Consider the following 14,726-nt stretch of genomic DNA (forward strand, 5'->3'; position numbering starts at 1 on the left):
GATTGAGTATTTCATATAAAAGTCCGTGGAATAATTTATGGAACAAATAGTCAAAAGTTTGACTATTTCATTGAACAAAAAACTGTCAAACTTCTCTGAAAAAAAATTTACACATTGTGTAAATAAAATTTCATAGAAGTTATTTTTTCTCTTTTCTTAGTATATATATATATAACAAACTTCTCTGAAAAAAATTTTTACTCTTTGCGTAAATCAAAAAAATATAGAAGTTTTTTCTATACCCTCATTTCTACAAAAAAGATATATTCAATTTATATCAAAAAAATTAATGAATAGCTTTTCAATTCCTCATAGGAAGGCCACAAACATAGTTTTACCATAAACACACTACCATAAGGTGCATTATGGTAAATCCTTGAAAATTAATAAGTCTAAATAGATTACCTTCTGAAAGTATTGATATATATAGATATTTAAGGGATATACTTTTAGTGGAGTATTATATGTAGGTGCTAATTAGAATGTAGTGTATAGGGTAAATTATATTTCTTGTCTTAGCTTATATTTAGATTTTGTTATTTTTCTGTAGCATCTATTCTATTTTTTATTTCTAATGCTAGTTTTTTTATTTCTTCTGGCAAGCGTTTTGATTTTATTATTAAATCTAAGACTTCTGATTGTTTTCCTGCTTCAATATTTTTTTCTGCTTAGTATTTTAAGGATACTGCAAACCTATAATGCTCTGTATCCTATCCTTTAAAGAATGGGATTTCGGGTGTATAGTTAGTTAACTTTAGCTATAATTTCTGCTTTTGTCATTTTACTTTACCTCCATAAGTTTTAACATTTATATTACAAGCATTTATTATTTCTCTATCAAGCATTCTACCATTTTCTAAATATATTACTTCTACATTACATTCTTTGTAGTCTCTAACCGGTCTACATTTTAAAGTAAATCCATTAACATTCATTTCAGTAATTCCATATCTTTGACAAGCTACCGCAAATCCTCTTGCTTTCATTTTAACTAATTTTGGTATAGCTGGTAGCACTGTATCTGGTAGTCTTTCTACTTTTCCATTACAAACTTTGTAATTTAAAATATAGTCTGTTTGATTTCCTGTCTTTTTCTTTACAGATACAAGGTCGCAACTTCCATTTTTGCCATTGTAATATCCAATATAACTTACACTTCCTTTTTGCTCTACATAAACACTCTTACTTTCTGCTACTTTTAAAGCTATATCTGATGCTTCATCTTGATAAGAAGTAGTAGTATTTGCTTTTTTCATTGTTATTGGCTGTTGTCTTTTAACAGGTTCTACTTGATTTTTAACTATGATTTTATATGGATATGAAGTTGAAGTCCTTGACATTCTTGGTAGTAAAGATGCTAAAGCTGTAAATCCATTTTCAGCTTTACATATATATTTACCTTCAAAAACCTGTCCACCTGCATAATTTAGATTTTCTTCTTCAACTACATAATTGAAAAATTCATCTAAAGTTCTTCCGTTTATATAAAGTGTTCCATTGTTAGCTTTACAGAATGATGCAAAATCATTAATCATTTCCCAGCTATCTGGTCTTAATCCAAAATTATCTATATCTGCTATATTTTCTACAAAAGACTTATACCTTGCTTTAAATCCTTGCATCTTCCATATAACTTCAGATATTTTGTCAGGTCCAAATATTTCAGTTGCTTTTTTGCCTTTCCATTCTGGATTTCCTTTTATCATTTGAGAATAAGTCCTTGCACCTACTACCTTATCTTTATGCCATATTTTTATAATAATTGGTTGCCAAGATGCTTGAGCACCTGACGGATAATATCTTCTTCCTTTTATTATATCTTCTATCAGGAATATCTTTTCCTTATCTGTTTTACAAGTATCACCTATTTTAATAGTATCATCTGTAATTTCTTCTTCTTCTTCAAATCCTTCTGCTGGTGATATTATTCTTACCATTTTACCGCCTTCTGCTTTACATATTTTCTTTAAATCAGTAGATAAGTATAATTGCCAACTTACACTTACTTTTCCGTTAAGATATGCCTCGTATCCACTATCCCATAAATAACCTTCATTTTCAGAGATTGGAAAATAAATATCTTTGTTTGAGTTAAGTCTGTTTAAGCTATAAAGATATTCTGCTACTGGTGATGCCTGCTTGATTTGAGGTAATGGATTTACCTGTTTTGAAAGCTCACCACAGGAAGTAATAAATACACTTGAAACAACTGCTAATGTTAAAGCTTTTTTCTTCATTCCTTCTACCTCCTAATTTTTTTATTGTAATTTTTCTTTTTCTTTATCCCTTTTCTCAAGCTCGTAATTTACCTTTATTTTAATTACAGTATCAAATGATAATCATTTTCACCACTTGTTTTATGTTTTTTTGCTTTATTTATATTAGCTATATCTATACCAGATTTTCTTTTAAGTTCTGTAACATCTTCTCCACAGAATTCAAGGTCACCTATAATAAGCTTTTTAAGATCTTCATCTTTTACATAATCAAAAGCAACTTTTAATATATAATTTGCCATTTCTTTTGCTTTTTCTGTTTTTGCTCTAAATCTAAGATGTTGAAAATGTCGTATATTAAATTCAAAACCTTTTTCAAACATTTTTTTAACTATTGCTTTCATCTTTTCAAAAAATTCATCTGTTAAATTAGGGTCATCTTTGCTATAGTCGATATATCCATAAGGTTTTCTTGGAAAAAGATTATGGTCTATTAAAATCTGTAGATTGTTTAATCTGCCGCCTACTGCCGCAAGATTTGGATCTGCTCCATAATCAAGAAGCACAGAAGCTATATCAAATTTCCCAAGGGCAAGAGCCATATTTAATGCGTTTGCAATATTTATTAGAGCTCCCGGCTGAAGACCTATATGTTCCTCTTCTATTTTACCTGAAAAAACATTTAGGGATGTAGGAAATCTTTCATATTTATAAGGATGATATCCAGCTAAAAACTTAGCATAATCGTTTATTGTTAGGTAAGCTCCCATTTCTAATAACCACTCTGCAATAAATTCTTTTTTTCTTTCTTTTTTCTGTGCACGAATTATATCTTCTTCTGATAACTTTCCGCTTCTTAATTTATCTCTTGGTATTGCAATATGAGTTATAAGTGCTTGAAGTGGTGTCCTCTTGTTTGCAGGATGTTTTGCATTTACATTTATTGCATTTTCTTTTATATATTTGATAAAAGATTTTTTGCTTTCTCCAATTTCGTTAAAATCATACCAATTTTCATATACACCTTTTACTCCATAACCGCCAAATTCTCCCATATAAACTTCAATAAAATGTAGGTCTACATATCTTTCTCTACCATGCTTTCTATCAGCTATAGCTTCTAATCCGTAAGGGTCAATAATTTTAAGAGGTCTTATAGTATTGTAATAAACTTTAAAAGGGTCTATATTATCGTCATAATTATCAGGGCTTACAAATAAATCAACACGAATAACCTTAGGAAGTCTATTTTTCTCTTTATACTCTTCTAATAACTTTAATATTTGATCATATATTTCTATTTCTTTTTTTATTTTTTCAGGGTCGTATTTTTCCTTATAAAAATCATACATGTCGTATTCTTTTAAAATCTCTATTCTTTCTTTTTGATATTCTTTTGCAAGGTCTATTGGTGTTTTATCGTAATTATCCTGGATATTCGGGTCCGCACCATACTCAAGAAGGACTTTAACTTCTTCTATTGCTTTTTCTGTAATATATTTATATGCACCAACGCGTGTATTTCCATTCTCATCTTTTTCTTTTTCTGATGGCATTACTGCTTGGTGAAGTGGCGTTCTTCCATATGCCGTTTTTGCATTTGGATTTGCTCCTCTTTCAAGTAAATACTTGATCATTTGAGGTGTTTTTGCTAAATGTATTGGTGCAGGTAAGCCAAAATGAACTTTTTCATCTGGAATAATTGATCTTGCATTTATATCTGCATGATATTTAAGAAGTAATTCAATTATCTCATAATTCTCCTCGTCAACAGCTAAATGCATTGGCGGTAATCCAAATTCTCCGTGAGGATTATCTGGGTCAGCACCAGCTTCTAAAAGTTTTTCTGCTATTTCATAATCTCTTACTTCAAAAAGTGCATAATGTAAAGGCGACATATGGTATGAATCATACGGATATCCAAATTCTCCATCATTGGAAGTATATGCTCCATCTATTGCTACAACATCGCTTCTTGTTTCTTCATAGGCTAATTCTTTTTTTAGTTCTTTTTTAAATTCGTATTTCAAGAATTCTTGAAATACTTGATTTTTCTCTTCCTGTGTCTTTGCATTTTCTAACTTCTTTTTCCATATTTTATATTCCCAGTTTTCTGCGTTTTGATTTATCTCTTCTTCAAATTTTTCAAAAGAAGGATACCAATTTTTGACCATTTTCCAGATTTCATCTTCATATTTCTTTCTAAATTCTACCCATTCATTTATATACTTGTTTATATCTTTCCAGTCTTTTCTTGATATTGCCCACAGTAAGTTTAATGTTTTGTGTCTTTTTTCTTCGTAAAGATCTATATCCTCAACTCTTTTTTTGCTTATATACATCTTAATTGCCTCCTAAAAATTTTTTTTTAGCAAACACTGTATAGAATATTTACATAAAGATTTTGATTATTTATATCTATGCTGTTATTTCCTCTTTATCTTTTTTTTCTATTTCGATACCTTCTTTGTCTTTTGGTAAATAGTCTATAGACCTTGGGTCAACTTCCACCGCCACCTTAACAATATCATCTCCAACTACTTCTCCGCCTAAATCTCTTGCCAAAAATTTAGCTGATCCTTTTTGCTTAATATAGATTGTGTATATGTTTTCATATTCGTGCTCATAAGATACGATCTGTTTTGTATTTGTTAAAACTCTTTTCCCAGTTGGTGCTGTGTAGTAAATGAATACTGTTTCTTTTTGCTTAAACATTTCTTTTTACCTCCTTTGGTTATTTACATTTACTTTATTGTTTCCTTTTCACCTTCTATTTTGATACCTTCTTTATCCTTTGGTAAATATTTTTCTGTTCTTGGATCAACTTCTGCTCTTAATTTAACGATACCATCACTAACTACTTCTCCACCTAAATCTCTTGCAAGAATATTTGCTATTCCATTTTGTCTAATATAGAGAATATATTCATTTCCTTCTACATGCTCATAAGATACGATCTGTTCTGTATTTGTTAAAGCTCTTTTCCCGTTTGGTGCTTTGTAATAAATGAAGTTTACTGGTTCTTTTTCTCTTCCGTTTTCTTTAATTACTATCATTTTTAATTACCTCCATTAAAAATTTTTTAATTTTGATCTAAAATTTCATTCTTATTGCCAAGGAAATAAACATAGAAATCATTTAAATTTCTCTCTACTTTTATATTATTTTTAAAGCCATATCCGTAGAAACCGTCGATTAGAGAATTTAAAACTATTTGGAATTTTCTAACGCTGATTTTATTTTCAGATAAATCTTCTACTATTCTTTTTGCTAAAGAATCTACTTCAGAGATAGGTACTTTTAATCTTTCAGAGATTATATTTTTAGCTATTTTTGTTAATAAAATTTTATAGTCTTCATCTTTTAAAGGCTTTACTTCAAAAGTTACACATCTGTCTAATATGTAGTCTGGTAGTAAATTTTTATCATTTGCAGTTAAAATAAATATACAATGGCTAATATCTATTTCTAAACCTAAAAACATATCTATAAATCCTACATTAGGATCTATCAATGCGGAAATTTGGTTTATAATATTTGATCTTGATATAGCTTTATCTACTTCATCTAATAAAAAAACAGCTGTCTTTATATCATTATTATTTATAAGACCTCTAGCAATTAAACCTTCTGTAGCATTATTCCAAGTTCTATTTGAACCAGGTAAATCTAATTCTGATAAATTAGCAACGTTGATAGTATTTAATTTTAAATCTAAACTATCAGCTATAATTTTTGCAATTGTAGACTTACCTGTACCAGGTTCTCCTATGAGTAAAATGTTATAAGGCCCATGATGAGAATTATTTAAACTGTATACTAATTTGCCTATTATTTGATCTTTCAAGTTTTCATATCCAAAAAGATTAGTATCTAAATTTTTTGTTATTTGATGTAATTTCTCTTTACTTAAATTTAATGGTCTAGTAGGAAGCATTAAAATCTTCCTTAAAGCCCTTTCACTTTTAGAATTATCAGGATTCTTAATTAATTCTTCTATCTCTTCCTTAATTTTTTTATAAACTTTTTCATCAATGATATCCTCTTTAGAGAGACTATCTACATACCTGATAAATTTTTCAATACCATATTTATTTTTATTGCTTAAAGAGTTAAAGAACATATCTAAATTTTTAAGCCTTTCTTCTAATGAATATTTTGAATTTATTTTTCCTTCTTCTAAATTTGATTTAAAATCATATTCTGATTCCTCTTCTGCTTCCTCTTTTTCAGTTCCATATTCAACTTCCAAATAAGTAGCCTCAGCTATATCTTCATCTATATCCTCATCTATATCTTCAAAAAGCTCGTCAAAAATCTTCTCAAAAACATCTTCAGATAGTGGAGGGTCTAAAATTTCTTCCTGAGTATCTTTTTCCTTTGATTCATTTTGATTTTCAGAAATACCAGATCTAAAACCAACATTATTATCCAAATCTTTTTCTTCTTTACCAAGAAGCTCAAGTAAAATCCTTCTATCTGAAGGAGATAAAAATTCAGAGTATTTTTCTATTTCTTTTAAATCTGTTGAATACCAAACACCATCCTCCTTGGAAAAAATAAAAGATGAACTAGGAATTTTTTCTTTAGACTCAAAACGATTTTTTTTCTTGTTGAAAAATATTTTCATTTTACCCTCCTTTATATTTCATCTACGTCAGTTGATATGATACATATTAAAATCCAAAATGTCAAGTGTTTTTTTCTCTTTCTATCTTTGATAAAATTTCACTTGATAAAACTAATTTTTTTGGAGGTTTTTTTGTGCGAAGAGCATCTGTAGAAGAGCTGGAACGTTTTTTTGAAAGTAGATATAAAGATTATATAAAACCAAAAGGTTGGCAAACTATACAATGGGAATTTGATAATACAATATATAGAGTTAGACCTGTAACTTTAGTTGATTTAATTAATATTTTAGAAATACTAGAAGAAGTAGATATTCCTATAGTTGAATCTGTAACAGAAGAAGAAATTGAAGACAATAAAGAAAATCAAAAAAGTGAAAAGAAAATTTGTGATCTTATAAAAGAAATTGAAAATAAAAAATCCAAAACTACCATTTATAAAATATTTGAAGAAAAGATAGAAGAATTAAGTAAAAAAATAAATGAATCATCTACTATTATTAATTATAAAAAAATTGACCGTTTAAATTATTTAATAAAAGTTTCAGGGTTTAAAGCTTTTAAATTAAGAAGTATTAAAGGGGTATATTGCTTTTATAAATTCATATATAGTTTAAAAGAAAAGAACAAAATACCTAAAGGAAAATACGACGAGGATGAGTCGTTATTTGAAGACGTTATAATGCTCCTTGAAGAAGTAAAAAATGAAATAATCGATCTAAATAAACTTTCTAAAAATTTAGTTATTCAATATTCTAACAAGAATATTCCAAACCCATATTTTAAATATGAGAAAGAAATAAAAGAGAAGCTAAAAAAGTTGAAAAAAACTTTAGAAAATATTGTAAATGAACCTAATAATTTAAAAAATATAAGAGAAAAAATTATACAAGAAATAAAAGAAGAAATAAAAAAGGGAAAATAACTATGTTAAAAAACATAACACCAATACTAAATATTATAGTACTATATAGAATATTATAATACTATATAGAGAATATAATATTTTATTTGATGTTAATATTTTTTACATTTACTTTTTTCAATCTTTATATAAGTTAAATTTTTTAACATTTGTTAAAATTTTTAAACATTGAAAAAGTTAATTTTTTTAACATTTAAAAATAAATAAAATTATATTAAAAAAGATAATATTAAGATTAAATATAAGTAATTTAAAGATTTTTTACTATTTAAATGTAATTTGCATTATAAGTTTTGTTTTATAAAATGTTAAAGTTTTTAACATATAAAATTAAAATTATAAAAAAAGAGAGGATATTAAAATGAATGAAAATAAATTATCAAAGGAATATGAAAATTTAATTAACAGTTATTTTTCTATAATTAAAAACAAAATGAAAAAGTTTAATATAGAGCCTAAAAATAAAACAAGTAAATATAATGAATATATGAGTAGTATTATTTTTAATTTCTTCTTGACTTTATCTGATGAAGAGGAAATTGTTCCTTACAGTTATTTCTTAATTAATGAAGGATCAATAAAAAATGTTATAAAAAAAGAAAAGATAAATAATTTAAGAGAATTAGTGAATTTTTATAAAAATCAGATTGATAATAAACAAGCAGATATAAATATAGAAAATATTTTATTTAATCCTTTTAAGAAATCTTTTGAAAACTTTATAGAAAATTTTATAAAAGTAAGACATATACTAAATACTAAAGTTAAAGAAACTTTGAGAGATGATATAGTATCTATTTTATATGAAAATTTCAGTTATATAAGAGAAACTTTAGAAAAAAATATATCAGAGACAGAACGTGAATGGAAAAATTTAACAAGAAAGGTTGAAACTTATTATGGAAATAATAGATGGACAGCTTTATTTTATTATTTATTGAAAAAATGCGAAGATCTAAATGATAAAGAAATTAGTGTTTTGATGCTTTTGTTAAATTTTATGATAGAAGACGGAAGTTCTTTCTTATGCCAGAAAGAGGCTGGTAAACTTCTAAAAAAAACAAGACAGTCAATTTCTAAAACATTAAAAAGCTTAGAAAAGAAAGGTTATATAAAAGAAGATAAAGAATTTCCTTATAGTTACAAAAATAAGCTTTGCAAAATTTATAAAATAAATTTAAAGAAAATTCCATAAATTTTTAGTTAAAAGTTAACACTTTTTTATCTACCTATATATATAATGTTATTTTCTATTTTGCCATAACTTTTTTCATTTTGTTAATAAACTTCTATGAAAATTAGTTTTACTCATTGCGTAATACTCATTGAGTATTACTCTTTGAGTAATGCTCATTGCGTAATACTCAAAGAGTAAAGTCAAAGATCATACTTTTGGCCCATATAATTAATTAACTTGATAAGGGAATTACGCATTGCGTAAACTTATATTTTACTCATTACGCAATGCGTAAATTTTTACTCATTGCATAAGTTTCTTTTTCATAGATTTTTTTATTACTCATAGGGTAAATTGCCAATTACTCATTGAGTAAAAACGATTTTCTCTATTTTCATTTTTAGATTAATTTTCTTTTAATGTTAGGTTTTGTTAATAAGTTTTTTGCTTTAAATACTTTTTCTATCAAGTTTAATTCAGGTAAATATGGTGGTATACATCTTATTTCTATACCTTCTGGTATTTTTAATACCTTAGATTTATGAAGATTAGATCCTCTTTTAATAAAATTAACATTTAAATTCTAAAAATTAGCCCCTGATATTTTATCTCTTCCATTAATTTTTTTAGTTCTTTTCCAATTAAAGAAAAAGAGAAAAATCATTAATAAAGCAAATCATACTCATCAAATTCTTCTACTATTCTATTTTCATTATCCTTATTTTTTAAATCCTTGATATCCTCAAGCCTTCCATTTTTAAAGTTTAAAACTGACACCTTGAATATCTGATTATGATTTTCATCTTTGGTATGTCCAAATCTTGATTTTACTTTAACAACCTTTATTGGTAGTTCATAATTAGCTTTTATATAACCTGCTGGTAAATCTTCTCTTGGATAATCTAAAAAGTATCCTGCATATAAGCTATATTCTATATCCCCGCTTTCTTTAAACATAGCAATATAGTTAGGTTCTGTTTTCTTTTTTCCATCTGGCTTTGCATTATATCCTTCTCTTTGAGTTGAAGAAATAACAAAAACAGGAAGTTCATATTTATTTGCTATTTCTTTAAGTTTATAAGCTATATCTTTCATTTGTAGCCTATAATCACTTCTTAAAAGCTCTTTAGATGGTCTGATCTGTTGAAGATAGTCAATAAAGACTATTAATCTTTTATCCCCTACATCGTTCAAGGTATCTATAACTTTGTTTTCTATATCATCTATGGTTTTACTTTCAATGTCTATGAATATATTTCTAAAAATATAATGCTCTAAAGCTTCTTGAAGTTCGTTAAGTTCAATTTTACTAATTTCTTCATCTAATATTTTTCTTTTATGAATTCCCGTAATCCAAGATAGAAGTTGAATTAGTAAGTCTTCATCTGTCATTTCTAATGAAAAGAATAAAACTTTATGCCCTGCTTCTGCTAAATGTTTAGATAAAGCAAGAGTAAATGAAGTTTTACCTATTGCTGGCTGTCCTGCTATTGCATAAAGCCCCCTTCTTAATCCGCCGTCAAGCAGATTATCTAAAAATTCAAGTCCTGTTTTTAAAACAATTGGTTCTGGTTTGTCTTTTCCTTCTGCTTCTGCTTTTTTTATCCTTTCTTCAAGTCTTTTTAAAAGGTTTATCCCTGTATCTTTTAAGGTTTTGGTTAAAGTGAATGGATTTAGTAATGCTTTATATATAATTTCTGAAAATTCTTCCTTAGCTTTTTCTTCTCCAAGTTTTTCTACAAGCTCGTTAAAATCTTTAATTCCTTCTGGATAACTTGCTATATAAACTTGCTTTCCTGCTTTCTTTAAATCCCTTGCTAATTGCTCGCTTGCTTGTTTTCCTGCTTGGTCATTGTCTAAAAGAATAAATATCCTTTCTGGTAAAGCTTCTTTTTCTTCTTTTTGGAATTTGTAGTTTACTGATGGAATAGCTATAAATAAATCTGCTTTATGGTCATAGAATAAAGATTTAGCAGTTAAGTAATCAATTTCTCCTTCAAGTATTACAGCTATATCGTGCTTTTGTATATTTCCTTCTTCGTCTGTATAAAATATTTCATCTATTCCAAGAGGATATTGTTTAAAACCTGATAGGTTTTTAACTTTAGGTTCTTTCCCTTTTATATTTCTAATCTTTACTGCTTTTAGGTTCCCATTTAGGTCAAAAGAAGGAATTAAAAGCTTATATCCTTCCTTATAATAATCTTCAAGGTATTTAAAGGATTTATCCTGTATAGGTTTTAAGCTTCTTATGTAATTTGCTACCCGGTCAGGATTTATAAACCTGCTTTTTAAGTATTCTTTAACATCTTGTTCTATTACTAAACTTGAAATTTTCTCAAGATTTATCTCTTTAGTGGTATAACTCTTATTTGCATTTTTTACCTTCTCAAAGCCTTGATATTGCTTGTCTTTTTTTCCATTGTTTTTTTCTTCTGATATAATCCCTTCTTCTTTTAAAAATTCTTTAAAATCAATTTGTAAATGATTTGATAAGTCTTTTAAGCCGCCTGAAGATTGACAAGCAAAACATTTAAAAGAGTTTGTATCAAGATTAAAGACAGTATTAGGTGTATTATGTCCATTATTACAAACCGGGCAAGCTCCCATATATTCCTTGCCTATCTTCTTATAATTCCAACCTGCTTTGTCTAATAACCTTAAAATTAATCCTTGTTCTTGTGATATAATTTCATTAAGCTCTTTTTTCATTGTCCCACTCCTTTCTTTTTTTTTATTTGTGCAATTTGTGAATCCATTGCTTTTTTCTTATTCCTTTTTTGAGTAAAAGATATAAATCAATCATTCCTTTTATTCCTTCATAAGTATCTGAAATAAAAGCCTCTTCTTTTTTACTTGCATTAAGTTCTGCAGATCTGATAAAAGCATAATATCCAATGTCATCTTTCTGGATTTTGTAATACTCCCTCCCATCTAAAGTTAAGACAATACATTCTTCTAAAAGTTCCATTTTTCATTTTCTCAATTTTCTTCTTTTATCTATATTTTTTATCTATTTAGAATTCAGGTCAAACAAGACCTGAATTCTCTTAATGTTATTAATATTATTAAGAAAAAAAATCGCTCGCTAATCCTTAAATATCAATGGTTTGAATTTTTGTAAGGTGCCTTTACTCCCCCTTTTTGGTGCCTTTACCCCCCCTTTTTGGTGCCTTTACTCCCCCTTTTTGGTGCCTTTACCCCCCCCTTTTTTTTATATTTGGTTAAAGAGTAGATTTTGATTTTTTAGCAGAAGAAAATAAGAAAAAATATTTTTAAAACCCTACACTCTCAATCCAAAAATATTCCTCAAATCCTTGACAAGGTGAGATTTATTTTCTTGTTATTTCTTTTTTAATTTATGGTTTTGTTTCTTTTCTTTTATTGGATCAAAGCTATCAAGCATATCGTCAGGTGGTTCAAATACAACTCTTGCATTTAATAGGTTTTCTTCCTTGATTTTTAGTTTTGATTTTTTGGTAAATTCTTTTTTGTTATTTATTCCATATATCTTATATTCTTCAGTCCAATACCAATTCCCTATTATTTCATCTTCTTTTAGTCTGTTGAATGCTTTTTCTAATTTTTCTTTTATCCTTATAGGTTTCCCTCTTAATGGATAAAACCCTGTTTCTTCTAAAATGTTTTTTATGGTTCTTGTTATTTCTTCTTTTCCTGCATTCTCTCTAAAAATATATATAAGATAATGTCCTATAGCTTTTTCATATTTTTCTAATTTGCTATTATAATTTGGTAGCTTTTCATATATTTTGGTAAAAGGTCTTATATTGAAATCACTGAAATACTCTTTATAGAATTCTGTTGGTGTAATTAATGCTTTGATTGTTTGATTGTTTTTATTTCTTCCTATTAACTCAATATTAAAGAATTTTACTTCTACGTTTTCTACCGTATCAAATTTCTGTTTATCATTTCTTGGAAATGTTGCAACTCTTATAACTAAATTAGTTGATAATGAAATTGCAAATAAAGTTAAATATCGTTCTCTTTCTTTGCTTTTTGGTTTATTATTTATTCCTCTCCATTTAATATAATCGCTAACTGATATTTTAATAGGTTTTCCAAGATGTATAAGTGCTAATTGAGTTAAGTAGGAAAAGTCAAGCAGTTCAAGGCTTATGTAATCTTTTACTTGTATATCTTTATTTAGATGCTTTCTTACTTCATCTTTATTTATTTCTAAAGATATTTCAATCTCTTCATTTTTTTTGATAACTGCTTTTGCTTTTTTTTCATCTTCTTCCCATAAATCTGGTGTGTTGAATATTTTTATCAAGAGTTTATTTATTTGATTGGAAGGGAATTTATTACTACCATTTTCTAAAAATAAAGTATCTGGATTTTTCTTTTTTAAAGCTTTTTCTTTTTCTTCCTTTCTTTTCCTTTTTCTTTCTGCTTTTGTTTGGTATTTATCTAAAATGCTTTTTAAAACGTCTACGGGATCAAACTTTATTTCTAAAATTTCATTTTCATTGGATTTAAATTTATATTTAACGTTTTTTGTTTTTTTTAGTTTTTCTTTTATACCTTTTCCTACGATGGCTTCATTGATAAAATCTACTAAGTCAGTTGATTTTATTTTGAACTTTTCTCTTAAATATCTATCAATTAAAAATTGGGAAATACGCATCTCATTTATTATTAGACTACAAGTTTCGTGAGGAAAGTAAATTAAATATAATATTTCTCCTTGAAAGTTTTTTAAGAATTTTCTATAGAGACTTAATATTTCTTCTCTCTTTTTTATAGCTTCATTTCTTTCTTCTATAGATGCTATTTTATTAATAGGAAGTTTACGGTTTAGTGATTTATCTAATTCTCCTAAAATCTCTAATATTTCTTGTTGTGAGAGTTCTATCTTTATATGTATTGGATTTAAAAACTTTTCTAAATCTCTTATTGGGATTTGGATTCTATTTGTTGAAAGTAAAGAATCTATATATTCGATTAAGGGAGTTGGAACACTTCTTAAGTTGTATAAATTTGCAGACATAAATTTTAAAAAAATAAATTTTCCAACGCCTTTTGATAAAAGATAAAGATAATAATTGTTTATCTTTTGTGATAGTTCATTTTTTTCTTTGACTTCTTCTATAAAAAATTTTAATAATAACTTTGCTTTATCTTTTGCTGATTGTAGCTTTTCTTTTCTTTCTTTTGATTTTTTTATAAATTTTTGATATTCTACTGGTAAAGCTTTAATAGGTATATTTGTTATAATTTCTTTTTCTTTTAAGTTTTCAAATGCCTTTATTGGTTCTTTATTCCTTTCAAGGAATTCTATAAGCTCTTTTTCCATTTTTTATACCATTACTTTAATTTTTCTTTTTCTTTATCCCTTTTCTCAAGCTCGTAATAATCTTTTATTGTCTGGATAGTCATTATTCCAAAAACTATAATTGTTAATATTCCTAATACTATAACGAGTATTTCTATCATTTTTTTATCTCCTTTATGGCTTTTCTAACTAAAAGCCAAAAATATAAAGTAAATATTAAAATTACTACAAATAAAAAACTCATTATGTAAATTAAAAACTCATATACAACTTTATTAGTAGTTGTCTTACAATATTAAAGTTCCTATTCCTGCTCCTAATGTTAAAAGGATTATAGACAAAGTTTTAAATATGCTTTCTTTCGCTTTTAGTTTTTCTACTTTTAATTTTTTCTGTTCTATATCTATTTTTTTAAGTTCTATTTCCTTTTGGTCTTTATCCATTTTTGTTTTCCTGTTCCATCCTTTCTTTAGGAAATTCA

The 14,726-nt window shown here is 26.7% G+C and carries 12 protein-coding genes; 2 read left to right on the plus strand and 10 right to left on the minus strand.

Annotated features, from left to right (window positions below; translation table 11 throughout):
- Window positions 1–776: 776 nt before the first annotated feature.
- From CLV39_RS00165 to CLV39_RS00185, 5 genes are all read right to left on the minus strand, one after another.
- A complete protein-coding gene (locus tag CLV39_RS00165; RefSeq protein WP_121922220.1) occupies window positions 777–2,237 on the minus strand; it encodes a hypothetical protein in 1,461 nt (486 codons plus the stop codon).
- Window positions 2,238–2,320: 83 nt separating this feature from the next.
- Window positions 2,321–4,558, minus strand: a complete 2,238-nt coding sequence (locus CLV39_RS00170; protein WP_121922221.1) for an ankyrin repeat domain-containing protein — start codon at window positions 4,556–4,558, stop codon at window positions 2,321–2,323.
- Between the two features lie 76 nt (window positions 4,559–4,634).
- Complete coding sequence (locus CLV39_RS00175) at window positions 4,635–4,931, minus strand: hypothetical protein (protein WP_121922222.1); 297 nt, start codon at window positions 4,929–4,931, stop codon at window positions 4,635–4,637.
- A gap of 29 nt (window positions 4,932–4,960) precedes the next feature.
- The gene (locus CLV39_RS00180) at window positions 4,961–5,272 is read right to left on the minus strand and encodes a hypothetical protein (RefSeq protein ID WP_121922223.1); all 312 of its coding nucleotides are present in this window, start codon (window positions 5,270–5,272) and stop codon (window positions 4,961–4,963) included.
- 26 nt (window positions 5,273–5,298) lie between these two features.
- A complete protein-coding gene (locus tag CLV39_RS00185; protein WP_121922224.1) occupies window positions 5,299–6,846 on the minus strand; it encodes an AAA family ATPase in 1,548 nt (515 codons plus the stop codon).
- Between the two features lie 134 nt (window positions 6,847–6,980).
- On the opposite strand from CLV39_RS00185, the gene CLV39_RS00190 reads away from it, so the two are divergent.
- A complete protein-coding gene (locus tag CLV39_RS00190) occupies window positions 6,981–7,769 on the plus strand; it encodes a hypothetical protein (RefSeq protein WP_121922225.1) in 789 nt (262 codons plus the stop codon).
- Window positions 7,770–8,130: 361 nt separating this feature from the next.
- Window positions 8,131–8,964, plus strand: coding sequence for a helix-turn-helix domain-containing protein (locus tag CLV39_RS00195; protein ID WP_121922226.1), 834 nt, complete (start codon window positions 8,131–8,133; stop codon window positions 8,962–8,964).
- A 645-nt stretch (window positions 8,965–9,609) separates the two neighbouring features.
- On the opposite strand, the gene CLV39_RS00200 is transcribed toward CLV39_RS00195, so the two are convergent.
- The 5 genes from CLV39_RS00200 to CLV39_RS08555 form a co-directional block, all read right to left on the minus strand.
- Window positions 9,610–11,658, minus strand: coding sequence for a DnaB-like helicase C-terminal domain-containing protein (locus tag CLV39_RS00200; RefSeq protein ID WP_121922227.1), 2,049 nt, complete (start codon window positions 11,656–11,658; stop codon window positions 9,610–9,612).
- A gap of 22 nt (window positions 11,659–11,680) precedes the next feature.
- Window positions 11,681–11,917, minus strand: a complete 237-nt coding sequence (locus tag CLV39_RS00205) for a hypothetical protein (protein ID WP_121922228.1) — start codon at window positions 11,915–11,917, stop codon at window positions 11,681–11,683.
- 372 nt (window positions 11,918–12,289) lie between these two features.
- Window positions 12,290–14,266: a hypothetical protein gene (locus tag CLV39_RS00210; RefSeq protein ID WP_121922229.1), complete on the minus strand. Its 1,977-nt coding sequence runs from the start codon at window positions 14,264–14,266 to the stop codon at window positions 12,290–12,292.
- Between the two features lie 11 nt (window positions 14,267–14,277).
- On the minus strand, window positions 14,278–14,406 hold the full coding sequence (locus CLV39_RS08785) for a hypothetical protein (protein ID WP_281271950.1): 129 nt from the start codon (window positions 14,404–14,406) through the stop codon (window positions 14,278–14,280).
- A gap of 126 nt (window positions 14,407–14,532) precedes the next feature.
- Window positions 14,533–14,726 (minus strand): hypothetical protein (locus CLV39_RS08555; RefSeq protein ID WP_211325007.1); only part of this gene is annotated, 194 nt, incomplete at its 5' end.

It is taken from the genome of Hydrogenothermus marinus (assembly GCF_003688665.1).
In the GTDB taxonomy this organism is placed as follows: domain Bacteria; phylum Aquificota; class Aquificia; order Aquificales; family Hydrogenothermaceae; genus Hydrogenothermus; species Hydrogenothermus marinus.

Bases quoted from the DNA above. Each gene is read 5' to 3' on its own strand.
- CLV39_RS00165 (WP_121922220.1), bottom strand. From the start codon at position 2,237: ATGAAGAAAAAAGCTTTAACATTAGCAGTTGTTTCAAGTGTATTTATT.
- CLV39_RS00170 (WP_121922221.1), bottom strand. From the start codon at position 4,558: ATGTATATAAGCAAAAAAAGAGTTGAGGATATAGATCTTTACGAAGAA.
- CLV39_RS00175 (WP_121922222.1), bottom strand. From the start codon at position 4,931: ATGTTTAAGCAAAAAGAAACAGTATTCATTTACTACACAGCACCAACT.
- CLV39_RS00180 (WP_121922223.1), bottom strand. From the start codon at position 5,272: ATGATAGTAATTAAAGAAAACGGAAGAGAAAAAGAACCAGTAAACTTC.
- CLV39_RS00185 (WP_121922224.1), bottom strand. From the start codon at position 6,846: ATGAAAATATTTTTCAACAAGAAAAAAAATCGTTTTGAGTCTAAAGAA.
- CLV39_RS00195 (WP_121922226.1), top strand. From the start codon at position 8,131: ATGAATGAAAATAAATTATCAAAGGAATATGAAAATTTAATTAACAGT.
- CLV39_RS00200 (WP_121922227.1), bottom strand. From the start codon at position 11,658: ATGAAAAAAGAGCTTAATGAAATTATATCACAAGAACAAGGATTAATT.
- CLV39_RS00205 (WP_121922228.1), bottom strand. From the start codon at position 11,917: ATGGAACTTTTAGAAGAATGTATTGTCTTAACTTTAGATGGGAGGGAG.
- CLV39_RS00210 (WP_121922229.1), bottom strand. From the start codon at position 14,266: ATGGAAAAAGAGCTTATAGAATTCCTTGAAAGGAATAAAGAACCAATA.
- CLV39_RS08785 (WP_281271950.1), bottom strand. From the start codon at position 14,406: ATGATAGAAATACTCGTTATAGTATTAGGAATATTAACAATTATAGTT.